This is a genomic window from Kocuria rhizosphaerae (genome assembly GCF_044462265.1).
GTDB classification, from domain to species: domain Bacteria; phylum Actinomycetota; class Actinomycetes; order Actinomycetales; family Micrococcaceae; genus Kocuria; species Kocuria rhizosphaerae.
Genome location: NZ_JBISWL010000021.1, coordinates 1 through 22,472 on the forward strand (window position 1 = coordinate 1; position 22,472 = coordinate 22,472).

Annotated in this window: 20 protein-coding genes and 1 pseudogene; 11 read left to right on the forward strand and 10 right to left on the reverse strand. The window is 70.8% G+C overall.

Annotation, left to right across the window (positions count from 1 at the left end):
* Positions 1-186 (forward strand): annotated as a pseudogene (locus ACH9EU_RS02505) (sugar ABC transporter ATP-binding protein); the annotation flags it as partial.
* Positions 187-673: 487 nt separating this feature from the next.
* Positions 674-1,699 carry a substrate-binding domain-containing protein gene (locus tag ACH9EU_RS02510; RefSeq protein ID WP_396412356.1) on the forward strand — a complete coding sequence of 342 codons (1,026 nt, stop codon included), beginning with the start codon at positions 674-676 and terminating at the stop codon, positions 1,697-1,699.
* Between the two features lie 183 nt (positions 1,700-1,882).
* On the opposite strand, the gene ACH9EU_RS02515 is transcribed toward ACH9EU_RS02510, so the two are convergent.
* Complete coding sequence (locus tag ACH9EU_RS02515) at positions 1,883-2,659, reverse strand: IclR family transcriptional regulator domain-containing protein (RefSeq protein ID WP_396412357.1); 777 nt, start codon at positions 2,657-2,659, stop codon at positions 1,883-1,885.
* 217 nt (positions 2,660-2,876) lie between these two features.
* Here ACH9EU_RS02515 and ACH9EU_RS02520 point away from each other — a divergent pair, with 217 nt between their 5' ends.
* Genes ACH9EU_RS02520 through dgoD form a run of 3 tightly spaced genes read left to right on the forward strand, consistent with a single transcriptional unit; the run spans position 2,877 to position 5,708 of the window.
* Complete coding sequence (locus tag ACH9EU_RS02520) at positions 2,877-3,923, forward strand: 2-dehydro-3-deoxygalactonokinase (RefSeq protein WP_396412358.1); 1,047 nt, start codon at positions 2,877-2,879, stop codon at positions 3,921-3,923.
* A complete protein-coding gene (locus ACH9EU_RS02525; RefSeq protein WP_396412359.1) occupies positions 3,920-4,546 on the forward strand; it encodes a 2-dehydro-3-deoxy-6-phosphogalactonate aldolase in 627 nt (208 codons plus the stop codon). Before ACH9EU_RS02520 ends, ACH9EU_RS02525 begins: the two co-directional genes overlap by 4 nt.
* A gap of 13 nt (positions 4,547-4,559) precedes the next feature.
* Complete coding sequence (gene dgoD, locus ACH9EU_RS02530; RefSeq protein WP_396412360.1) at positions 4,560-5,708, forward strand: galactonate dehydratase; 1,149 nt, start codon at positions 4,560-4,562, stop codon at positions 5,706-5,708.
* Between the two features lie 307 nt (positions 5,709-6,015).
* Here dgoD and ACH9EU_RS02535 read toward each other — a convergent pair whose 3' ends face one another.
* From ACH9EU_RS02535 to ACH9EU_RS02550, 4 genes are all read right to left on the reverse strand, one after another.
* On the reverse strand, positions 6,016-7,467 hold the full coding sequence (locus ACH9EU_RS02535; protein WP_396412361.1) for an amidase: 1,452 nt from the start codon (positions 7,465-7,467) through the stop codon (positions 6,016-6,018).
* Positions 7,464-8,693: an amidohydrolase gene (locus ACH9EU_RS02540; RefSeq protein WP_396412362.1), complete on the reverse strand. Its 1,230-nt coding sequence runs from the start codon at positions 8,691-8,693 to the stop codon at positions 7,464-7,466. The genes ACH9EU_RS02535 and ACH9EU_RS02540 overlap by 4 nt, the downstream gene beginning before the upstream one ends.
* 70 nt (positions 8,694-8,763) lie before the next feature.
* A complete protein-coding gene (locus tag ACH9EU_RS02545) occupies positions 8,764-9,498 on the reverse strand; it encodes a hypothetical protein (RefSeq protein ID WP_396412363.1) in 735 nt (244 codons plus the stop codon).
* Between the two features lie 25 nt (positions 9,499-9,523).
* Positions 9,524-10,249, reverse strand: a complete 726-nt coding sequence (locus tag ACH9EU_RS02550) for a DUF5058 family protein (protein WP_396412364.1) — start codon at positions 10,247-10,249, stop codon at positions 9,524-9,526.
* Positions 10,250-10,507: 258 nt separating this feature from the next.
* Between ACH9EU_RS02550 and ACH9EU_RS02555 the strand changes: the two genes are divergently transcribed.
* Positions 10,508-12,292 carry an N-acetylglutaminylglutamine amidotransferase gene (locus ACH9EU_RS02555; protein ID WP_396412365.1) on the forward strand — a complete coding sequence of 595 codons (1,785 nt, stop codon included), beginning with the start codon at positions 10,508-10,510 and terminating at the stop codon, positions 12,290-12,292.
* A 60-nt stretch (positions 12,293-12,352) separates the two neighbouring features.
* On the opposite strand, the gene cobA is transcribed toward ACH9EU_RS02555, so the two are convergent.
* Positions 12,353-13,378: a uroporphyrinogen-III C-methyltransferase gene (cobA, locus tag ACH9EU_RS02560; RefSeq protein WP_396412477.1), complete on the reverse strand. Its 1,026-nt coding sequence runs from the start codon at positions 13,376-13,378 to the stop codon at positions 12,353-12,355.
* Positions 13,378-16,032, reverse strand: coding sequence for a nitrite reductase large subunit NirB (gene nirB, locus ACH9EU_RS02565; RefSeq protein WP_396412366.1), 2,655 nt, complete (start codon positions 16,030-16,032; stop codon positions 13,378-13,380). The genes cobA and nirB overlap by 1 nt, the downstream gene beginning before the upstream one ends.
* A gap of 402 nt (positions 16,033-16,434) precedes the next feature.
* Here nirB and nirD point away from each other — a divergent pair, with 402 nt between their 5' ends.
* Entirely contained in the window at positions 16,435-16,809 is a 375-nt protein-coding gene (nirD, locus tag ACH9EU_RS02570; protein WP_396412367.1) for a nitrite reductase small subunit NirD, read from the forward strand.
* Between the two features lie 91 nt (positions 16,810-16,900).
* Here nirD and ACH9EU_RS02575 read toward each other — a convergent pair whose 3' ends face one another.
* On the reverse strand, positions 16,901-17,941 hold the full coding sequence (locus ACH9EU_RS02575; RefSeq protein WP_396412368.1) for a zinc-binding dehydrogenase: 1,041 nt from the start codon (positions 17,939-17,941) through the stop codon (positions 16,901-16,903).
* A gap of 171 nt (positions 17,942-18,112) precedes the next feature.
* Positions 18,113-18,535 (reverse strand): phosphatase domain-containing protein, encoded by a 423-nt coding sequence (locus ACH9EU_RS02580; protein WP_396412369.1) that lies wholly within the window; start codon positions 18,533-18,535, stop codon positions 18,113-18,115.
* A gap of 104 nt (positions 18,536-18,639) precedes the next feature.
* Between ACH9EU_RS02580 and ACH9EU_RS02585 the strand changes: the two genes are divergently transcribed.
* Positions 18,640-18,816: a hypothetical protein gene (locus ACH9EU_RS02585; protein ID WP_396412370.1), complete on the forward strand. Its 177-nt coding sequence runs from the start codon at positions 18,640-18,642 to the stop codon at positions 18,814-18,816.
* A gap of 37 nt (positions 18,817-18,853) precedes the next feature.
* Here ACH9EU_RS02585 and ACH9EU_RS02590 read toward each other — a convergent pair whose 3' ends face one another.
* On the reverse strand, positions 18,854-19,669 hold the full coding sequence (locus tag ACH9EU_RS02590; RefSeq protein ID WP_396412371.1) for a SurA N-terminal domain-containing protein: 816 nt from the start codon (positions 19,667-19,669) through the stop codon (positions 18,854-18,856).
* 226 nt (positions 19,670-19,895) lie between these two features.
* On the opposite strand from ACH9EU_RS02590, the gene ACH9EU_RS18310 reads away from it, so the two are divergent.
* The 3 genes from ACH9EU_RS18310 to ACH9EU_RS02605 all read left to right on the forward strand — a co-directional run bounded on the left by ACH9EU_RS18310 (position 19,896) and on the right by ACH9EU_RS02605 (position 22,471).
* Positions 19,896-20,336: an alpha/beta fold hydrolase gene (locus ACH9EU_RS18310; protein ID WP_449555789.1), complete on the forward strand. Its 441-nt coding sequence runs from the start codon at positions 19,896-19,898 to the stop codon at positions 20,334-20,336.
* A 73-nt stretch (positions 20,337-20,409) separates the two neighbouring features.
* Complete coding sequence (locus ACH9EU_RS02600; protein WP_396412372.1) at positions 20,410-21,066, forward strand: IclR family transcriptional regulator domain-containing protein; 657 nt, start codon at positions 20,410-20,412, stop codon at positions 21,064-21,066.
* 169 nt (positions 21,067-21,235) lie between these two features.
* Positions 21,236-22,471, forward strand: coding sequence for a CoA transferase (locus tag ACH9EU_RS02605; protein WP_396412373.1), 1,236 nt, complete (start codon positions 21,236-21,238; stop codon positions 22,469-22,471).
* Position 22,472 lies beyond the last annotated feature (1 nt).

A 22,472-nucleotide genomic window follows, 5' to 3' on the forward strand; every position in this document is an offset into this window, starting at 1 on the left:
GCGGCCAACACCGTGGTCCCGGTGGACAACACCACCGGGGCCGAGGACGACCCCAACGCCCACGAGTTCATCGTCCGCGTCGAAGGCCGCACCCCGCCGAAGGGCGGATCCACGATCTGGGTCGCCCCGAACCTCGACCACGTCCACCTCTTCGACGCCGCCACCGGTCATCGCCTCCCAGACTGACCCCGGCTCGCCCACCTGCGCCGACCCACCGCGGCTCACCCACCCATCCCTAGCCGACCGATCCCGTTCGCCACGTGTGACTACGGAATCGCGTGGTCACACGTGGCGGACAGGGGCGGTCACGGAAGGCCAACACCGGCACCGGGGCGGACACAACCACACGAGAAGAACACGACCACGGACGCGAATGGGCGGCGGACCGGCGGGTGCGCATCGGCGACAGGAAAGGGACGGCGCTGCGGGGAAGGAGGATGATCAGTCATCGGGTCGGTCGTGTCCGCCCGGTTCGGAGAAGGCGTTCGCTTCGCAGAACTGTGAAGCTGCCTGCGTCCCGCCGCAGCCCGTCGAGACCGAATTGCCTGGTTGCCTCCCCGTCCGGAAGAGCCCGGCCGCCGAGAATCACGTCCTCGTGGCCCGTTGCACCGTGGACGAAAGTTGAACCGTTAAAATCAGCAGTCCACAAGGGGATCCGGGAGTGAGGACTAGCATGGGCACCGCGCGATCACCGGTGAGCATCAAGGACGTCGCCCGAGAGGCGAACGTGTCGATCGGCACGGTCTCCAACGTGCTGAACCGGCCCGACACGGTTTCGGAGGACCGCCGCCGAAGGGTGCTGCAGGCCATCGAGGACCTGGGTTACATTCGCAACGACGTCGCCCGACAGCTCAAGGCCGGCCACTCCCGCACCATCGGGCTGGTGGTGCAGGACACCGCCAATCCGTTCTACAACGAAATCGCCCTGGGTGCCGAGGCCTCTGCCGAGAAGCTGGGCCGGGCCGTGATCATCGGCAACGCCGGACTCTCCCAAGCCCGGGAGAACCTGTACCTGGACCTGTTCGAGGAACAGCGCGTGCGCGGGGTGCTCCTCACTCCCCAGTCGCCAGAGCCCACCCGCCTGAAGGCGCTGCGCTCGCGCGGCACTCCGGTCGTGCTCGTCGACGAGCATGCCCCTCCCGCGCAGTACTGCTCCCTGGCCGTCGACGACGTCGAGGGCGGACGCGTGGCCGTTGAGCACCTGATGGCCGGCGGCGCGCGCCGGATCGCGTTCGTGGGAGGGCCGGGTTCCCTGCATCAGGTCGTCGACCGGCACGCCGGGGCGGAAACTGCCGTGGCAGCCGTGGACGGGGCCTCCCTGGAGGTCGTCAGGACCACGGCCCTGACTGTTCTGGAGGGTCGGCAGGCCGGGGAACAGATCCTGGCACGCCCCACCGCGCAACTACCCGAGGCGGTGTTCGCCGCCAATGACCTGCTGGCTCTGGGCTTGTTGCAGGCGTTCGTGTTCACCCACCGGCTCAGGATTCCCGAGGACATCGCCCTGATCGGTTACGACGACATCGACTTCGCCAGCTCGGCGGTCGTGCCGCTGTCCTCCATCCGCCAACCGGCTCGACAGATCGGGCGTACCGCGGTGGAGCTTCTCGAGGACGAGATCACCGACCTCGACCACCACCACCGCCACGTGAGCTTTCAGCCCGAACTCGTCGTGCGCGGATCGACGCGGGCTGTCTCCTGAACGACTCGCGGAGACCTCCGCACGTCGTCGGGAGTCAGGAGGCTGTGCCGTCAGCGCCTATGCTCCAGGACGCGTTCTTGGCCTAACCTCATCGGCTCCGCACCGGCAGACAGCCCTCGACGTGTCCTGGCACAGGGCTGGTCGTTGACGTTCTGCATGCCCCTTCGGTCGACCTGCTCGCACTCACGCGCTCCTGCCGAGCTCGCGCCCGATGGCCTGGGCCGTCTGTCGCACGACCGGGACGAGGGCCTGCATCCGATCCGAAGGCATGTACGGCTGCGTGGCCGAGACACTGATGGCGGCGACCGTCAGCCCCCGAGCATCACGAACCGGCGCGGCGACGCAGCGGATGCCGGGCTCGTTCTCCTCCAGGTCCATCGTGCTGTCCTGGGTGACGTATTCCTGCATCATGCCCAGAAATCGCTCCGTCTCCGCTGAGAGATGGTCCGAGCACGGATGTTCAGCCGCGTACTGGTCGGCCCACCGTTCGGGCTGGTCGAGCAACAGAGACTTGCCGATCCCGGTGGTGGTCAACGGCATCCGGTGCCCGATGCGTGACCGCATCTCGGCGCCGCGAGTACCGGAGATCTTGTCCAGGTAGAACACCTGCCCGGCATCTTCCACCGCCAGGTGCACGGTGTCCTGAGCGGTGGCGGCCAGACGCTCCAGAACGGGACGCGCGAGGGCAGGAAGAGGGATCTGGCTCAGGGCACGATAGCCGTAGTCGATCAGCTGCGGACCCAGGGTGTACGACCTGCCATTGGCGGTCCGGACGAATCCTCGGAGCTCCAGCATCTGGATCAGTCGATGCGCCGTGCTGCGGCCGATGCCGGTGGTCTCCGTCACGGTCTTCAGGTCCTGGGCACCATCCGCGATCGCACGCAGGACGTCAAGGCCCCGTGCCAGGGTACGAGTCCCCTGCGGCAGGGGGGAGGCGGAAGGATCGTTCTCGGCCGTCATGGCGAGCAGTCCAGAAATGGCCTCGGGACCGTGCCGATGGAGTGCCCAATACGCTCGGGCCCGCCGACAGTGATGTCCTTCCTGGACTGCCATCGGGCAGGGCACCTTCTCTGTGGCATCGCCTCCCGGCCTCCTGAGGTCTGCTCGGCACATTGCTTTATCCCACTATATACGACCTCATTCGACATCATGAGATGCAAAGGGAAGACTTCAACATGTGTCTCACCTCCCGACGGACTACCCCGCCCGGCACGATCCCCGGCTCATCGCGCTGGACTGGGGAACCAGCTCAGCACGGGCGTACTTGCTCGATGCCTTGGGCACGGTCCTGGACGACGCTCCGTGGGGCCGCGGCATCCTCGAGGTCACGGCCCAGGCGATCACCGCCCAGGAGCGCCGGGCCGCTTTCGAGGAAGAGTTCGAGCGGATGTGCGGACGGTGGCTCGACGAATACCCGGAGGCAGTCGCACTCGCCAGCGGCATGGTGGGCAGCAACCAGGGGTGGGCCGACGTTCCCTATCAGCACCTGCCCCAGGACCTGACCTCCCTGGCGGACGCACTGACTGAAGTCCCGACCCGCCGCGGACCTGTCCACATCGTGCCGGGACTGCTGTCCGACGGGCCGTTGCCTCAAGTGATGCGGGGAGAAGAAACCCAGATTCTGGGGGTGTTGGAACTCGCGGTAGATCCCGAGAACCTCGACGCCCGGGCGGAGAGGGTGGTTGCCCTTCCCGGGACCCACACCAAGTGGGTGCGCCTCCGAGGATCTGAGGTGACCGACTTCCTGACGGTCATGACCGGGGAGATCTACGGGCTGCTCACCCAGCACAGCATCCTGGCCCGGCTCGCCCGGCGGCCGGAAACGCCCGACATGGAGGCCTTTGACCGCGGTGTCCAGACGTCGCTGAACGCCGACCCCGATGCGGGGATCCTGAGCACACTCTTCTTGGCACGAACACTGCCCTTGACCCGACGCCTGGCCGCCGAGCAGGTGGACGACTACATCTCCGGGCTGATGATCGGCGCGGAGGTTGCCTCTTGCGTCCGCGGCTGGCTCCCTTCGAGCCCCGACCACTCCCCCGGTTCCGATCGACCAGAGGTCCTGCTGTGCGGAGAACCTCAATTGTGCGGACGGTATCAGCGCGTCCTGCGGACGCTCGACGTCGACGCCGCGATCGTCGCCGGGGACGTCGTCACGCGCGGCCTACGGCGCATTGCCCTGTCCGCCGGCCTCCTCGATCGTCCAGGGAAAGGAATGGAATGAATCTCCCCCGAACCGGTCTCGTCGCGATCCTGCGGGGCCTCGGCCCCCAGGAGGCCCCCGAGGTCGGACAACGCCTCTACGAGGCGGGTTTCCGTGCCCTGGAAGTGCCGCTGAACTCCCCCGACGCCCTGGCCTCCATCAGACTGCTGCGTGAGGGGCTCCCGGACGACTGCGCCGTGGGCGCGGGAACGGTACTGACCGTCGAGGAGGTCCGTGCCGCCCGTGACGCAGGAGCCGGCATTATCGTCTCCCCCGCCATGGATCCGGAGGTCATCACGACAACCGTCCGCCTCGGCATGCGCAGCTATCCCGGCGTGGCCACCCCCACCGAGGCTTTCGCAGCGGTGAGAGCCGGGGCCCGGAGCCTGAAGCTCTTCCCCGCCGACGCCGTCGGAATCGGAGGGATGAAAGCCTGGCAGGCCGTGCTGCCGACAGGCATCGAGTTCATCCCCGTGGGCGGGGTCGATGCCGGCAACCTCGGGGACTGGGTGACGGCCGGCGCCACCGGCGCAGGCATCGGCTCGTCCCTCTACCGGCCCGGCATCACCGGCCACGACCTGTCCGCCCGCGCCGCCGCCCTGGTCCGGGCCTGGCAGTCGGCGACCGACCGCCAGGAGCACTGAGCAAGGAGAACACATGAAGATCACCGGAGTGACCACCTACACCGTTCCCCCGCGATGGCTGTTCGTGAAGGTCGAGACCGACGAGGGCATCGCGGGCTGGGGCGAACCCGTCGTCGAAGGACGAGCCGCCACCGTGGCGACCGCCGTCGACGAGTTCTCGGACTACCTGATCGGCCAGGACCCGCGGAACATCGAGGACCTGTGGACGGTGCTGTACCGCGGCGGATTCTACCGCGGCGGCCCCATCCTGATGAGCGCACTGGCCGGCATCGACCAAGCGCTGTGGGACATCAAGGGCAAGGCCCTCGGGGTGCCGGTGAACGAACTGCTCGGCGGCAAGGTTCGTGATCGAATCCGGGTGTACTCCTGGATCGGCGGGGACCGCCCCACCGAGACCGCCGCCGCGGCCCGGGACGCGGTGGAGCGCGGCTTCAGCGCGGTGAAGATGAACGGCACCGCGGAGCTCCAGTACATCGACAGCTGGGACAAGGTCGACCTGTGCCTGGACAGCGTGCGCTCCGTGCGCGAAGCGGTCGGGCCGAACATCGGCATCGGCGTGGACTTCCACGGCCGTGTGCACAAGCCCATGGCCAAGGTCCTGCTGCGCGAACTCGAGCCCTACAGGCTCATGTTCATCGAGGAACCGGTCCTCAGCGAGAACGTCGGCGGCTTCCTGGACGCCTTGCGGAACACGTCCACTCCCATCGCCCTCGGGGAGCGGTTGTTCTCCCGCTGGCACGTCAAGGACGTTCTCGCCACCGGTGCCGTGGACATCATCCAGCCCGACCCCTCCCACTGCGGCGGCATCACCGAAGCCCGAAAGATCGCCCACCTGGCGGAGGCCTACGACGTCGCACTGGCCCTGCACTGCCCCTTGGGACCGATCGCCCTGGCGGCATGTCTGCAGATCGACGCCGGTTGCCACAACGCTTTCATCCAGGAGCAGAGCCTGGGCATCCACTACAACCAGAGCAACGACCTGCTCGACTACCTGAACGACCCGTCCGTCTTCGACTACGACGACGGCATGGTCCTCATCCCCAGCGGGCCGGGACTGGGCATCGAGGTCAACGAGGACTTTGTCGTGGAGAAGGCCCGCGAGGGTCACCGCTGGCGCAACCCCGTCTGGCGGCACGCCGACGGATCTGTGGCCGAATGGTAGCCGCACAGCGGATCGCTGAGGCAGCAACTCGCGAGCCGGCCCGATCGAGCCGGCCCGAACTGGTGCCCGACCACCCGCATCCGCCGCTCCCTGGCCGGGCGAGGACGTGTTTCTGCCCGTGGGGCCGGATCGAACAGTCGCGTCCGTACCGGCTGGTCCGTGCAGGGTTCTCGGTGAACAGGTTCACGCACTGCGGCCAGAGCAGCGGCAGCGGCATCATGGCCGCCGTCGACGACGCCGGACGGGCACGACGATCGACGTCATCACCCCGGACCACGTGCCCGCAGGACGCTGGAACCCGACCCGGTCAGAGCGGCGGCGGGGTGTCCGCGAACCGCGTGGCCGTCTCGTAGGCCCGGGCGATCCGCAGCAGCGCCACGTCCTGCCCGTCGGCGGCGACGAGCTGCAGCCCCACGGGCAGTCCCCCGGCGCTGAACCCGCCCGGGACCGAGACCGCCGGGCACCCCGTGGCCGAGACCAGGCACACCGAGCGCATCCACTCGACGTACGTGCGCATCGGCACGCCGGCGACCTCCCGCGGCCAGCGGTCCTCGGACGGGAACGGCAGCACCTGGGTCGTCGGGGCGAGCAGGACGTCGTGGCGGCCGAAGAACTCCCGCACCGCCTCGTGCAGGCGGGTGCGGGCGAGGGCGGCGTCCATGAGCTGGTCGGCGGTGAGCGCCAGCCCCTTCTCCACGTTCCAGAGGATCTCCGGCTTCACCAGCTCGCGGTGCTCGGCGACCACCTCGCGCAGGGCCGTGGCCATGTCGAAGGCCCGAGTGACGTCGAAGACCTCGTCGGCGTCGCGCAGGTCCGGGCACGCGGGCTCCACCACCGCGCCGAGCTCCTCGAAGACCCGGGCCTGCGCGGTGAGCACGTCGGTCACCGCCGGCTCCACGGGCACGCCGAGGCCGAAGTCGGTGCTCAGCCCGACCCGGACGCCGGCCAGGGGCCGGGCGGCGTCGGTCGTCCCCTCGGCGGCGAGCGCCCGGAACGGCTCCCGGCCCACCGGGCAGGCGAGCGGGATCCGGGGATCGGGACCGGCGAGAACGGACATCGCCAGGACGACGTCGTCCACGGTCCGGGCGATGGCGCCGGTCCGGGCCAGCCACGCCCAGGCGTTCGGGGTGGGGGCCAGGGGCATGACCCCGGCGGAGGGCCGGAAGCCGACGACGTTGCAGAACGCCGCCGGGTTGCGCAGGGACCCGCCCATGTCGGAGCCGTCGGCCAGTGGCTGGATCCTGGTCGCCACGGCCGCGGCGGCCCCGCCGCTGGAGCCCCCGGCGCTGCGGGTGAGGTCGTAGGGGTTGGCGGTGGTGCCGAAGAGCTCGTTGAAGCTGTGGGAGCCTGCCGCGAACTCCGGGACGTTGTTCTTGCCGGTGCTGATAACCCCGGCGGCGCGGAACCGTTCCACGATCAGGTCGTCGTGGTCCGGCACGTGCTCCGCGTACACCGGGGACCCGGACGTCGTGCGGATGCCCTTCGTGGCGTGGGTGTCCTTGTGCGTCATGGGCAGCCCGTGCAGGGGCGGCAGCTCGCCGGCGGGCGTGGCGGCCGCGAGCTCGTCGGCGCGCGCGGCCGTCTCGTACGCGGCCTCCCGCACCTGCGTGACCACGGCGTTGACCGCCGGGTTCACGGCGTCGATCCGCGCGAAGTGGGCGTCCAGCACCTCCCGCGCCGAGACGGTGCGGGCGCGCAGCGCGGCGACGAGCTCCCGCGCGGACCGGCCGAGGAGGTCGTCGCCGGCCGGGGCGCTCACCGGTGGGTGCCCACGCGGGACATGATGGCGGCCACCGCGGCGGCCGTCCCGGTGGTCAGCGTCGGTTCCATGGCGGGGGCGAAGAACGGCGAGTGGTTCGTCGGCACCGGCTCGTCGCTGTCGACCCGCTCGGCGGGCGTCCCGCCGAAGAACCAGTAGACCCCCGGCACCCCGATGGCGTCGGGCAGGTGCCCGAAGTCCTCGCTGCCCATCTGGGCGGGCCGGTCGAGCACGTTCTCCTCCCCCAGCACGCCCTTCAGGACGGTCGTGATCGCGGCCGTCTCCGCCGGGTGGTTGACCAGCAGGGGGAAGGTGTAGATCTCCTCGATCTCCGGCTCCGGGGCGCCGGAGGCCTCCGCCTCGGCCCGGATCACCCGCCGCAGTCCGCCCAGCACCTTCTCGCGGACGCCGACGTCGAGGTTGCGGACGTTGACCGTGAACTCGGCCGTCGCGGGGATGATGTTCTCCTTGAGGCCCGCGTGGAAGGTCGCGATGGTGACCACGGCCGACTGCTGGGCCGGGACCTCGCGGGAGACGATGCTCTGGATCCGCACCACCATGTGCGCGGCCAGCACCACGGGGTCGATGGTGTCCTCGGGACGGGAGCCGTGCCCGCCGCGGCCGTGCACCGTGACCCGCCACCCGTCGGACATCGCCATGGCGGGCCCGGTGCTGATCTCGATCTGGCCGGCGCGCCCGGGCCACACGTGCTGGCCGTAGACGACCTCGGGCCGTGGCGTGCGCTCCCACAGGCCGTCCCGGAGCATCGCCAGGGCGCCCTCGGCCGTCTCCTCGCCGGGCTGGAACAGGAAGACGACCGTGCCCGCCCACGTGTCCCGGTCCGCGGCCAGGATGGCGGCCGCCCCGATGGCGCACGTGATGTGGGTGTCGTGGCCGCACGCGTGCATCACCGGCACCTCGGCGCCGTCGGGCATCACGCCCCGGGCGGTGGAGGCGTAGTCCAGTCCGGTCGCCTCCGCCACGGGCAGCCCGTCGGTGTCCGCGCGGAACCCCACGACCGGGCCCTCACCGTTGCGCAGCACGGCGACGACGCCCGTGCCGCCGCACAGGAAGGTCTCGCAGCCGAGCGTCTCCATCCGCTGCCGGATGAGCTCGGCGGTGGCGTGCTCCTGCATGGACAGCTCCGGGGTGCCGTGCAGGTGCCGGTACAGCTCGTGCAGGTCCTCGCGGAGCTCGGTGGGCAGCTCGGGCGGTGCGATGGTCATGACGTCCTCTCGAGGTCGGGAGCGGGGTGGGCCGGTGCCGCGGGCGGGACCGGTGTCGTGGAGCGGGCCGTCACAGCACGCCGTGCTCCGATTCCGCCACGGGGTGCTCCGTCTTGCGGTTGCGCAGCACCCAGGCGAGCACCATGGTCAGCAGCACGACCACGGCGGTCGCGAAGCTCCGGAAGAGGGACCCCATGACGGGCACGAGCAGCAGCTGGACCACGGCGCCCACGGCGAGGGCGATGATCGTGATCCGCGGCGACCTGACGTAGGCGGCCAGCTGGACGATCACCGCCCCGATGATGGCGGGGAAGATGTAGAGCCGGGCGATGTCCGTGATCGCCGTGGGCACGGCGCTCACGAGCCAGGTGCCGAGCAGTCCCACGAAGAGCAGCAGCGAGAAGATGTGGACGACCGCGGCCCCGCAGATGGCCATGACGGCGGCGAACTCCGCGCGGCGGCTTCCCGGCCTCGCCCCGATGGCGGCCTGCGCGACGATGGCCGAGGGCAGCAGCTTGTTGGCGATGTTGCCGATCATGAACGCCTGGTACATGGCGGCGGGACCGAGCACCGGGAAATAGGTGATGGGCTCGATCACCCAGATGACCGCGAAGACGGCCGCGACCGCGAGGACACCGGTGAGGAGGTCGGCGGCGGGGATCTGCAGGTCGGTGAAGAAGACCAGGTACAGGGGGCCGATGTAGGAGACCACCAGGCCCGTGAGCATGGTGTACCGGCCCCACCGTGAGGTGGTCCGGTCGTACTGGGCGTATGCCGCGGCGGATGTTCCGGTCTGGTTGGACATGTGAACTCCTCGGATCTCTCGGGGCTCAGGCCGCGGGGCCCATGCCGGCACCGTGGGCGAAGTAGGCGACCACCAGGCCGACGATGATCGCGAAGCCCAGTCCCCACTCCCGCAGCCACGGCGCGTGGAGCGCCTTGGCCAGGAGCAGGCACCCGGCCATCACCACCGCGGAGACGACCACGGTGATGATGTGGACGCTGCTCTTGGGCAGCTCCGCGATGCCCAGGGAGGCGAACGCGCCGAGCAGGGCGGCCGAGGGAACGATCGCCATGAGGGCGGGGTTCACGGCGCGCAGCTTGGTGTCACCGCGCTTGAGCATCGGGGTGAGGATGAGCGTCGCGAGCATCCACATGCCGCCGGAGAGGCTCATGGCCGTGAACGCCACGGCGAACACCTCGGGCGTCCACGTCGCCCCACCGAGCTGGGCGTCCATGGTGCCGGCCGCCAGGTTGGCGGAGGAGGTCTCGGTGGCCGCGGAGCCGACGAGGCCGATCCGGACGAGGACCGCGGGGGCCCCGAACAGGGGCAGCAGGGCGATGGCCACGATGACGACGGCGAGGGAGGGCCCGATCGCGGCGACTCCCCCCGCGCGGAAGGACTCACGGAGGTCGCGTTTGGTGAAGCCGACGTCCGGGCCCGCCCGGCGGGCCGCCCCCACGTAGATGACGGTCTGCACGATGATCACCGCGAAGACCGCGAGCGCGGAGAACCACAGGACCGGCATGTTCACGACGTCGGACAACGATTCCATCGGAATGCTCCCATCACCGGGCACCGGGGTGCCGTCCGGGCGGTTGTTCACGAAGCGACTTGATCCGACGTTACTCCTGCGAAGCGCGAACGGGAACCACCGTGCGGAACACTGCGGATCGGGGACCAGTGGTGAGCCCGGCGGCAGGACGGCGGGCCCGCGCGACGTCGCGACTCCCGCGTAGCATGGGAGCATGCACTGCCGCCCGGGATCCCCGCCCCTGTCCGTCCAGCGACCGGTGAGCGGGGGTGGGCGCTGATGTGCGGCATCGCCGGTGAGGTCCGGTTCGACCGCGCGGCCGCGGACCCGGGCACGATCCACCGCATGACGTGCGCCCAGGCCGGCCGCGGCCCGGACGGCTCGGGCGCGTGGGCGCAGGGGCCGGTGGCCATGGGCCACTGCCGCCTGAAGATCGTCGACCTCAGCCCGTCCGGCGGGCAGCCCATGGTCGACTCCCGCCTCGGCCTGACCATCGTGTTCAACGGCATGGTCTACAACTACAAGGAGCTCCGGCAGGAGCTGCGCGGGATGGGCTACGAGTTCTTCTCGACCTCGGACACCGAGGTCGCGCTGAAGGCCTACCACCGCTGGGGCCGGGAGTGCGTCGAGCACTTCCACGGGATGTTCGCCTTCGCAGTCACCGAGCACACGAGCGGCCGCACGGTCCTGGCCCGCGACCGGCTGGGCATCAAGCCCCTCTACCTCGACCACACGGGCACCCGGCTGCGCTTCGCCTCCACGGTCCAGGCGCTGCTGGCCGCCGGGGACGTGGACACCTCGATCGACCGCACGGCGCTGTCCTACTACCTGACGTTCCACTCCGTGGTGCCCGCCCCGCGCACCATCCTGCGGGGGATCCGCAAGCTGCCCCCGGCCACCGTGCGCACGGTCGAGCCGGACGGCTCGGCCTCCGACCACGAGTACTGGAACCCCAGCTTCACCCGGCACGAGGACCGTTCGGAGTGGACCGAGCAGGACTGGGAGGACGGCCTCGTCGAGCGGCTGCGCACCGCGGTCAAGCGGCGCATGGTCGCGGACGTGCCCGTGGGCGTCCTGCTGTCCGGCGGCATCGACTCGAGCCTCGTCGTCGCGCTCCTGGCCGAGTCCGGTCAGGAGGACCTGAAGACCTTCAGCATCGGCTTCGAGTCGGTGGGCGAGGAGTCCGGGGACGAGTTCGAGTTCTCCTCCCTCGTGGCCCGCCGCTTCGGCACGGACCACCACCAGATCGCGATCGACGACGCCCGCCTCGTGCCGGCGATCGACCGGACGGTCGCGGCGATGAGCGAGCCCATGATCAGCCACGACTGCGTGGCGTTCTACCTGCTCAGCGAGGAGGTCTCGAAGTCGGTCAAGGTCGTCCAGTCCGGCCAGGGCGCCGACGAGGTGCTGGGCGGCTACCACTGGTACCCGCCGCTGGCCGAGGTGGAGCGGGACGACGCCCAGAAGGCCTACTCCGAGGCGTTCTTCGACCGCCCGTGGTCCCGCCTCGCCAAGGTCCTCTCCCCCGAGTGGATGGCGACCCACGACGCGCCCTCGGCGTTCATCGAGCGCCACTTCGGCCGACCCGGGGCGGAGACCGCCGTCGACGCCGCGCTGCGCACCGACTCCACGGTCATGCTCGTGGACGACCCCGTGAAGCGCGTGGACAACATGACCATGGCCTGGGGGCTCGAGGCGCGGGTGCCGTTCCTGGACCACGAGCTCGTGGAGTTCGCGGGGACCATCCCGCCCGAGCTCAAGCTCGCCGACGGCGGCAAGGGGGTGCTCAAGCGCGCGGCGCGCGGCGTCGTGCCGGACGAGGTGATCGACCGGAAGAAGGGGTACTTCCCCGTCCCGGCGATCCGCACGCTCGAGGGCGCCACCCTGGACCGCGTCGAGGCCGCGCTCACGGACCCCGCGGCCGCGCGCCGGGGCCTCTACAACTCGGACGTCGTGGAGAAGCTGCTCACGGAGCCGAACAAGTACCACACGCCCCTGCGCTCCAACGTGCTGTGGCAGCTGGGACTGCTGGAGATGTGGCTGCAGGAGAACGGCATCTCCTGAGGGTGGAGCACGCCCGCTGCCCCGAGGCCCCCGCCTGCGGAGAGACCTCGGGACTCCCCGTCAGGCGCCGCCGGCGGCCCGGATGATGCCGGCCAGCGGCTCGGCGCACCGGCCGCCGTGCGCCTGGCGCACGACGTCGCCGATCACGAGCACCGCCGGTGACGTGCACCGGGCGGCAGCCGCGTCGGTCACGACGCCGGCGAGGTCCGAGACCGTGGTGCGCTGGGAGTCGCTCCAGCCGCGCTCGACGACGGCCACCGGCGTGGTGGTGTCCATCCCGGCCCCGGACAGGCCGGCGACCAGCTGGGGCAGGGTGCCGACGCCCATGAGCACGACGATCGTCCCGCCGAGACCGGCGAGGTGCCGGTGCTCGGCGTCGGTGAGCGGCGCGTGGCCCGAGACCACGGTGAACAGGTGGCTCACGCCGCGGTGGGTCACCGGGATCCCCGCGGCGGCCGGCACGGAGACGGCGCTCGTGACGCCGGGGACGACCGAGACCTCGACGCCCGCCCGGACGCACGCGGCGACCTCCTCGCCGCCGCGGCCGAAGACGAACGGGTCCCCGCCCTTGAGCCGCACCACGTGGTGGCCCTCGAGAGCGGCCCGGACCAGCAGCCGCTCGATCTCGTCCTGGGGCACGGCATGGTGGCCGGGGCGCTTGCCGACGTCGACGAGCTCCGCTCCCCCGGTGAGCCGCTCCAGCTCGCGGTGCGGGCCGAGCCGGTCGTAGAGCACGACGTCGGCCTCCCGCAGCGCGCTCAGCGCCCGGCCCGTGAGCAGGTCCTCGGGCCCGGGGCCGCCGCCGACGAGGGTGACCCGCCCGCCGGGGGCCGCGGCGGGCTCGCGGACCAGCAGCACGGTGCACGTGCGGCAGTCGGCCACGAGCCGCTCCCAGCCGGGCTCGCCGTCCTCGACAAGGGCCACGAGCACCACGCGCCCGAGGAGCACGCTGTGGTACTCCGCCGGGGACCCGACCGTCCGCACGGCCGCCCCGGCCGCGCGGTAGCGGCGGACGGCGCGCCGGGCGGCCGCGGCCGCGCCGGCCACCAGGACCGTGGTGCCGGCCAGGTCCGCGCCCGCCCCGATCACTGCTGCCCCTCGGGGACGCGCACGGGGATGGTCGAGCCGATCAGGACCGGCCCGGCGGGGCCGCCCGCCGCGATCTCCTCAGCGGTCGCGGGACGCTCCATGCCGCGCTCCACGACGTTGACGATGGACGTGTCCGCCTCCTGCGGGGCGTTGACGAAGGAGCGGAAGCGGCGCAGCCGCTCCGGGTCCTGGAGGGTGGAGGCCCACTCGTCCTGGTAGGCGTCCACGTGGCGGGCCATGGCCGCCTCGAGGTCCTCGGCGATGCCGAGGGTGTCGTTCACGACCACGTCCTCGACGTGCTTCAGGCCGCCCTCGAGCTCCTCCTGCCAGTGCGCGGTGCGCTGGAGCCGGTCCGCGGTGCGGATGTAGTACATGAGGTAGCGGTCGATGCAGCGGATCAGCGTGTCGTCGTCGAGGTCCTTGGCGAGCAGCTTCCCGTGCACGGGGTTCGCGCCCCCGTTGCCGCCGACGTAGAGGTTCCAGCCGTCGGCCGTCGCGATCACGCCCACGTCCTTGCCGCGGGCCTCGGCGCACTCGCGGGCGCAGCCGGAGACGCCCATCTTCAGCTTGTGCGGGGAGCGCAGGCCGCGGTAGCGCAGCTCCAGCTGGATCGCCATGGACACCGAGTCCTGCACGCCGAAGCGGCACCAGGTCGAGCCCACGCAGGACTTCACGTTGCGCAGCGCCTTGCCGTAGGCGTGGCCGGACTCGAAACCGGCCTCCACGAGCTCCTTCCAGATCTCCGGCAGCTGCTCGAGGCGGGCGCCGAACATGTCGATGCGCAGGGCGCCGGTGATCTTCGTGTAGAGGCCGTACTTCTCGGCCACCCGGGCGATCACCGCGAGCTTCGCGGGCGTGATCTCCCCGCCGGGGATGCGCGGGACCACCGAGTAGGTGCCGTTCTTCTGCATGTTGGCCAGGGCGCGGTCGTTGGTGTCCTGCAGGGTGCCGAGGCCGGCGTCGAGGACGTACCCGGAGTACTGGGACGCCAGGATCGAGGCGATCGCGGGCTTGCAGACGTCGCAGCCCCGGCCGGTGCCGAAGCGGGCCAGGATGTCCTCGAAGGACCGTAGCTGCAGCGCACGGACGGCCTCGAACAGCTCCGCGCGGGAGAGCTCGAAGTGCTCGCACAGCGCCTTGGAGACGGTGATCCCGGACTTCGTCAGCTCGGACTCGAGCAGCTTCTTCAGCACGGGCACGCAGGACCCGCACTGGGTGCCCGCCCGCGTGCAGCCCTTCAGCGCGCCGAGCTCCTGGACCGGATCCTGGCCCTCGCACGCGCCGCAGCCGTTGATCGCGTCCCGGATCGAGCCGGCGGACACGTTGTTGCAGGAGCACAGGACGGCGTCGTCGGGCAGCTCGGTCTCGGGCGCCTCGCCGCCGCCGGCGGCGGTGAGGAAGGCCCCGGGCTCGGCGGGCAGCTCGCGGCCCAGCAGCGGTCGCAGCGACGTGTACGGCGCGGCGTCGCCCACGAAGATGCCGCCCAGCAGCGTGCGGGCGTCGTCGGTGACCACGAGCTTCTGGTAGACGCCGCGGGCGGGGTCGGCGTACACGACCTCGAGCGCGCCCTCGGTCCTCGCGAAGGCGTCGCCGAAGCTCGCGACGTCGACCCCGGAGAGCTTGAGCTTGGTCGCGGTGTCGAAGCCGGGGAAGGAGGCGTCCCCGCCGTGCAGCCGGTCGGCGACGATCTCGGCCATGGTGTTGGCCGGCGCCACGAGGCCCAGGCACATGCCGTCGAAGTTCGCGACCTCGCCGATGGCCCACACGTGCTCGACGTCGGTCGCGCAGCCCTCGTCGATCACGATGCCGCCGCGGCCGCCCATCCGGAACACCGGCTCGGCCTCCGGGCCCGCGGCCTCGTTGACGGTCCGGGCGAGCTCGTCGCGCGGGCGGACGCCGATGGCCACCACCACGAGGTCCGCGTCGATGAACCGGCCGTCGGCCATCTCGACCCCGGTCACGACCGGCTCGCCGTCGGGACCGGTCTCCGTGCGGACCTCCTTCGGGAAGACGCCGCCGTGCACGGTCAGGCCCTTGTCGGTCACGAGCCGGCCCATGGCCTGCCCGGCGCCCTCGTCCAGCTGGGTGCTCATGAGCCAGGGGGCGCCGTCGATGACGATCGGCTCGGCGCCGAGCTGCTGCAGCCCCGCCGCGGCCTCGAGGCCGAGCAGACCGCCGCCGATGGTGACGGCGTTGACGGTGCGGCCCAGCTTCTCGGAGAGCGCCGCGACCTCGCGGTTCAGGAACCAGACGTCCTCGAGCGTGCGGTAGACGTAGGTGTGCTCGTTGCCCGGGATGGGCAGCCGCGCGGCGTTGGAGCCGGTGGCGAGCACGAGCTCGTCGTAGGGGTGGCGGTCGCCGTTCTCGGTGACCACCTCACGGGTCCCGAGGGCGAGGTCCACGGCCCGGGCGCCGGTCACCAGGGTGACGGCCTCGTGGTCCCACAGCGTGCGCTCGCCCAGGGTCAGGTCCGCGTCCGGCGCCGTGAGCGCGCGGCTGAGCGCCACGCGGTCGTAGGGCAGGTGCACCTCCTCGGTCAGGACGGTGATCGAGGTGCCGGCCGTGCTCCGGGAGCACATCGACTCGACGAACCGGTGGGCGGCGGGGCCGCCACCGACGACGACGATTCTGCGGGACGGGTTCTGGTTCATGGCAGGCCTTCGGGTCGCGTGGGTCGGTTCCGGGACGGGCGCTCGGAGCCATCGGAGCGGGAGGTGGAGCGGCCCGTGCTACCGAACGTAGGGCGTCCCGGTTGCCTCCCCGTTGCCCCGACGTTTCGGGTGCTTTGACGTTGCCCGGCGGCGGCCGGGGCGGCCCGTGAGGCGCCCGAAACACGCGGGCAACATTCCCGCCGGCGGCTCCGCGGAGGACCGGGGGCCCGACGACGACGGGCCCGCGGCCGCCGCCCATCACAGCGGCGGGCAGGGGCTGTGAAGCGCGTTTTACCTCGGCGTTACGGCGGCCGGCCTCCCCCGAAACAGAGCGTCCCTAGCGTCGGGTCCACGACCCGACAGTCCTGTCACGAACCATCCCTGCGACGAACGAGGTGCCCCATGACCATCCTGACCGCCCCCGAGAACGACACCCGTGCGGCCGGCCTGCGCTGGCACCCCGTCTGCGAGATCGACGCCCTGGAGGTCGGCTGGGGCGAGGCCGCGCTGGTGGACGGCCGCCAGGTGGCGCTGCTGCGCCTGTCCGCGACCGAGGTCCACGCCGTGGACCAGGCCGACCCCGCCACCGGGGCGCACGTGATGGCCCGCGGCATCGTGGGCTCCCGCGGCGAGGCGGCCACGATCGCCTCCCCGCTGCACAAGGAGGTCTACGCGCTCGCGACGGGCCGGTGCCTCACCGACGCCGGCCTGCGCCTGGGCGTCCACCCGGTGCGGGTCGAGGACGGCGTCGTCGTCGTGGGCCTTCCCGCCGCGTAGTCGACCCAGGTGCCCGACGCTGTCGGCCGGCGCGGGCGCGAGGCCGCCGCGGTCACGGGAGATCGACCGCGGGGACCGTCCTGACGAGGTGCTACCGGAGCGCGGGATCGATCATCGTCATGCCGGCGACCGTCGCCCGGTCGAACGCCGGCAGCAGCGCCGCTGCTTCCTCGAGTCCGATGGTGCGTTCGACGAGCCGCTGGGGCTGCAGGGCGCCCTGTTCGATGAGCGACATCATGCCGGGGTAATCGGCCGCCGCCATCCCGTGGCTGCCGAGCAGGTCGAGCTCCCAGCCGATGACCCGCGCCATCGGCACCCGCGGGTGACCGTCGACCGGCGGCAGCAGACCGATCTGGACGTGCCGTCCTCGTCGGCGGAGGCTGAGGACGGCGTCGGCGCAGGTGCGTTCGCTGCCCACGGCGTCGACGGCGACGTGGCTGCCGCCGCCGGTGAGCTCGGCGACGGCCGCGGGAATGTCGGTCCCGTCCGCGCGCAGCGTGTGATCGGCCCCGAGGTCGCGGGCGACGGCGAGCGCTTCCGGGTTGCGGTCGACCGCGATGACACGGGCGCCGAGCGCCCGGGCGATCATCACCGCGCTGAGCCCGACACCGCCGGCACCGACCACGGTCACCCACTCTCCGTCGGCGACCCGGGCCCGTCCGGCCAGGGCCCGGTACGCCGTGGCGAACCGGCACCCCAGAGCGGCCGCGGTGGCGAAGTCCACGTGCTCGGGGACGGCCACGAGATTCGTGTCCGCGGCGTGCAGGGCGACGTACTCGGCGAAGGATCCCCAGTGGGTGAAGCCCGGTTGCTCCTGATCGGGACAGACCTGCGCGTTGCCGGACCTGCACCAGTCGCACCGTCCACAGCCGCACACGAACGGGACGGTCACCCGGTCGCCGGCCTTCCACCGGCGCACTCCCGCGCCCACCGCGGCGACCACTCCGGCGAGCTCGTGCCCGGGGACGTGGGGCAGCACGATCTCGTCGTGTCCGGCCCATGCATGCCAGTCACTGCGGCACATGCCCGTGGCCATCACGCGGACGACCACCCCCTGGGGCGGCGCCTCGGGCTGGGCGACGTCACGGACCTGGGGCTGACCTCTGACGGCATCGATGACCATGGCACGCATGCATCGATCTTCCCACGGTCGTACGGCTCCTCCCTCTGTCGCAGCGCCTCTGCAGCGACGCCCGGCCTGTGCCGGCTTCACGGGAGGAATGATCTCAGCGGGTTCGGTTGGTGACGTCCGATTTCTTGATGTTGCGAAGGAGAAGCGGCCCTATGTACGCAACGCGCGAATTCACCGGCCTGGACGACTCCCCCGTGATGGAAGCTGGCCGGCGGGTTTCCGGGGGTCAGCATGAAGGCCTGTGATGGGGAGGTTCCAGAAAAGCCGGCGCCCGACAGCTGTCCGAAGCAGGCGCGCCATGCCAGGTGCCGACTGTCTGGTCGAACTTGACCCGCGCAGGGTGCGCCAGGCCGCTCGGGCTGGATGAGAGATACCGGTGAACCAGACGATGTCGTCGATGTCGCAGACCACCCCACGCACCGGTTCGGCGTTCATGACGTGCAGGGTCGCAGGAACCTGCTCGGGGCCGTCCGGGTGCAACAGAGCTCTGGTGGTGCCTGTTTCCCAGGGGCTGTCCAACGGCAGCCGTGCGTCGATGATGCCGGCGGAGTCGCTGGTGACCGTGGTCGTGGTGCCACAGAGCTTGATCGTCACGTCGGTTCCGGGGCCCTCCAGGGTGAGCAGGCGTCGCCATCCACGATCCGACTCGTGCCGATTTGGTGGGTTGGCCATTGGGTGTCAGTGGCGGTGAGGAGGTCTTGCCCGCCGGCACCCGCGGCACCGACCTCGTCCTGAACTGCAAGGCCGGGACGCGTTCGGCCGCAGCCCTGGCCCGGTTGCGCCCGTCCTCCGCGAGGCGGGAGGAGAACGTCGGCCACCTCGAGGACGGGGTGCCGGCCTCGGCGGCACAGCTCGAACCGGAGAAGCCGGCCTAATGCGTCGCTCCGGACCGCTCCCCACCCCTGGGACGGATCAGACCCTCACGTCGACGTCGGCATCCTCCTTCAGTTCTTCCATGCGCTTCATGATGGCGTCGTCCTGCTTCTGAGCCGCGACTTGCTGCTCCAGCTGCGGCTTGAGCTCCTCGTAGGACGGGGTCTCGGCGGGGGCGCCGGCCTCACCGCCCTGACCGCTCTGGGGCTGGGCCGCCGCCTGGTCGTAGAGGGCCTTCAGCTCCTCCTCGGTCGGCTTCGGAACGTCGATCTCCTCGATCGACGCGGTCATGAGGACCTGCTTCCTCGCATCGGAGCGCACCTGCTCCTCGGAGAAGCCCCGCTCTTCGTAGGTGGCCAGGAGCTTGTCCACGGAACCGAGCTGCTGGGCCTCGGCGGCCTCCTTCAACAGCTTGTCCACGTCCTCGTCCGTGGCCTCGTGGCCCTTGTCCCGTGCATCCTGCACGAGCAGCTCGCTGCCCACCATCAAGTCGGCCGTCTGCTTCTTCAGCTGGTCCTGGTCGATCTCCTCGCCCGACATCTGTGCCTGCATGGCCACCTGCTGGAACCGGGACTCGTAGACGCCCGTGAAGTCGTCCCCGGAGATCCCCTCGCCGTTGACGGTGGCGACGACGTCCGGGATGCCCTCGAGGTCGGGCTCCGGCATGGCCTGCTGGCCGCCCTCGGCGTCGGACGAGGCCTCCCCGGCCCGGGGGGAACCGCCGTCCTGCTGGGCGCCGGCCCCGGCCGTGCCGGCGGTGGTGGGCTCGGAGTCCCCGGCGCCCGTTGTGCCACAGGCGCTGAGCCCGATGAGTGATCCGACCAGCGCGACACTGGTGAGCAACTTCCTTCGCATGACGTGACCGTCCTTTCTGGAGATGGCTGGCGCACCGTAGCAAGCGAGCCTGTGCGGCACGGTCAAGCGCTGTTCAGGCGACTCCCAGCTGCGATCGCGGGAGTCCCCGCCCGAGAACAGGTCGTGGCGGATGGACGTGGCCGGCCATTCGACCGATCATCAGAAAACGGCTGTGGGGACCGCTTCCGCCTGAACCCGGAGGCTGGGTGAGATCCAGACGAGCACCCTGCACACCACCGCCGTCGGACGGGTCGCCGTCGTCGGGCACTCCCTGGGTGGGCAGGTGGCCATGGTGCTGGCGCTGCGGCACCCTGGCCTCGACTCCCGGCTCATCGTGGTGGACATCGCGACATCGGTTGTGCGACACCACCCCCAACCCGACCAGACGGATGATGAGGACCACCACCAGCCCGTCCCGGGCCAGGACAGCGGTGATCCGCGGTGCCCCATCCACCCCGTCGGCGTTCTCGTGGGCGGCTCGCACCGCTTGACCGGCCCGTGTCCGACGCACGACCCGCGGGCCCGAGCCGGCCACACACCGGGACGCCCACTCGTAGTAGCCGGAGCGGAAGACCTCCAGCAGTCGGGTCATCCGGATGATCCCGAAGTCCGCCTTCTGCGCTTGCATCGGCTCGTCCGCCGAGGGAGTCCAGAACAATTGCGGTGATGGCACCACTGAGGCGTTCTCCGGCCTAGGCCGGTTTCATACCGACGAGGGCCTCCGGTCATAGGGTGGTTTCATGTCATCCCCTGAGTCACCGGCCAGCAACCGCACCCTGGAACGGGTGGCCGCGATCCTCGACGCCGTGAACCTGTCCTCGGCCTCGGCAAGCGAGCTGGCCCGCCGGACCGGACTCTCGGTGTCCACGGCGCACCGGCTGGCCCTGTCGATGGTGGACTACGGATTCCTGCGCCGCACCGAGAGCGGGGACTTCCGGCTGGGGCAGCGCTTCGTGCAGTCGACTCTGGAGAAGATCGCGCTTCCGGTCCTGACCGGCCTGCGGGACGCCACGGGCGAGAGCGCCCAGTTGTGGATACGTCGCGGCGAGGACCGCATCTGCCTCGTCACCGTCGACAGTCCGCAGGAGCTGCGGGCGACCCTGCCCGCGGGCTCGCGCTTGGCCCTGCCGGCCGGTTCCAGCGGGCGTTTGCTGGCCAACGAGCCGGAGGCCTTGGACGAGCTGGAGGCCCACGGGTGGGTGGAATCCTCCGGCCGGCGGACCCCAGGGCTCGGTTCGGTGAGTGCCCCGGTGTGCTTGCGGGGGCAGACTCTCGCCACGGTGTGCCTGGCCATGCCCCTGGCCCGCGTGCAGGTATCTCCAGGTACCGACTTCGGGAACGCCGTCGCCGCCGCCGCCAGGCGCATCAGCGACGACCTCGAGCAGGCAACCCCCTGATTCCCCACCACACCTACGTCACCTACGTCGCGACCCCTTCGACATTTCTCGTCGAGGGGGTTGTGTGTGTCCTGGCTCACTTGCTACCGTCTTCCCGCTAAACGACAGTGATATCCCACTCAGTGGGATATATGGGATGTCGCGAGTCCGGACCAAGGAAGCAGGCACCATGACCGAGAATCTGCACATCGAGGGCAACACCCTCCCGCTGGAAGGTATCCGCGTGCTGGAACTGGGCAGTTTCATCGCGGCTCCCTTCGCCGCCCGCCTCTTCGGTGACTTCGGCGCCGAGGTCATCAAGATCGAACGCCCCGACGGTGGCGACGAGCTGCGCGACTGGCGCAAGACCCGCGGGGCCACCTCGATGCTCTTTCGCACCCTGGGCCGGAACAAGAAGTCCGTGACCCTGGACCTTCGCTCGGACGTGGGACGGGAGGCCGTGAAGAAGATCGCCGCCCAGTGCGACGTGGTGATCGAGAACTTCCGCCCCGGCACCCTGGAGAAATGGGGACTGGGCCCCGACGTGCTCACCGAGCTCAACCCGGACCTGGTCGTGGTGCGGATCTCCGGCTACGGCCAGACCGGCCCCTACAAGAACCGGGCCGGCTTCGGCAGCTCCGCCGAGTCCTTCGCCGGCCTGCGCTACATCACCGGCGAGCCCGACCGCCCCGCCGGCCGGGCCGCGGCGTCCATGGGAGACACCGTCGCCGGGCTCTACGGAGTCATCGGCGCCCTGATGCTCATGCTGCAGAAAGCCAACGGGGCCCGTTCCGAGGGCCCGCAGGTCGTCGACGTCGCCCTCTACGAAGGCGTGTTCAGCCTGCTCGAGTCCCTCGTACCCGACTACGACGCCTACGGCATGATCCGCAAGCGCACCGGTGGGGCCCTGCCCGGCGTGGTGCCCACGGGCTCCTACCCCACGCAGGACGATCTGGAGGTCGTCATCGGCGGCAACTCCAACTCCGTGTTCGTCCGTCTCATGAAGGCCATCGGCCGCGAGGACCTGGCCGCCGACACCTCGCTGCTGACCACCGAGGCCCGCGGGGCCCGGGAGGAGGAGCTCAACGGCGCCATCTCCGACTGGACCTCCAGCCATCCCCTGGCAGAGGTGCTCGAGCTGCTCGACGCCGTCGGGGTCCCGGCCGGCCCCGTCTACGACGCCCCGTCCATCGCCGCCGACGAGCACTACCTGGCCCGGGAGATGATCCAGACCCACGAGGTCGTCGTCGAGGACGAGCCCGAACTCATCCGCTTCCCCGGCGTCGTCCCCAAGATCCCGGGCCACGAGGGCCGGGTCCAGTGGGTGGGACCGGAGCTGGGCCAGCACAACGAGGAGGTCCTGCGTGACCTGGCCGGTCTGAGCCCCGAGGAGATCGCCGATCTCACCCTGCAGGGGGTGCGCTGAG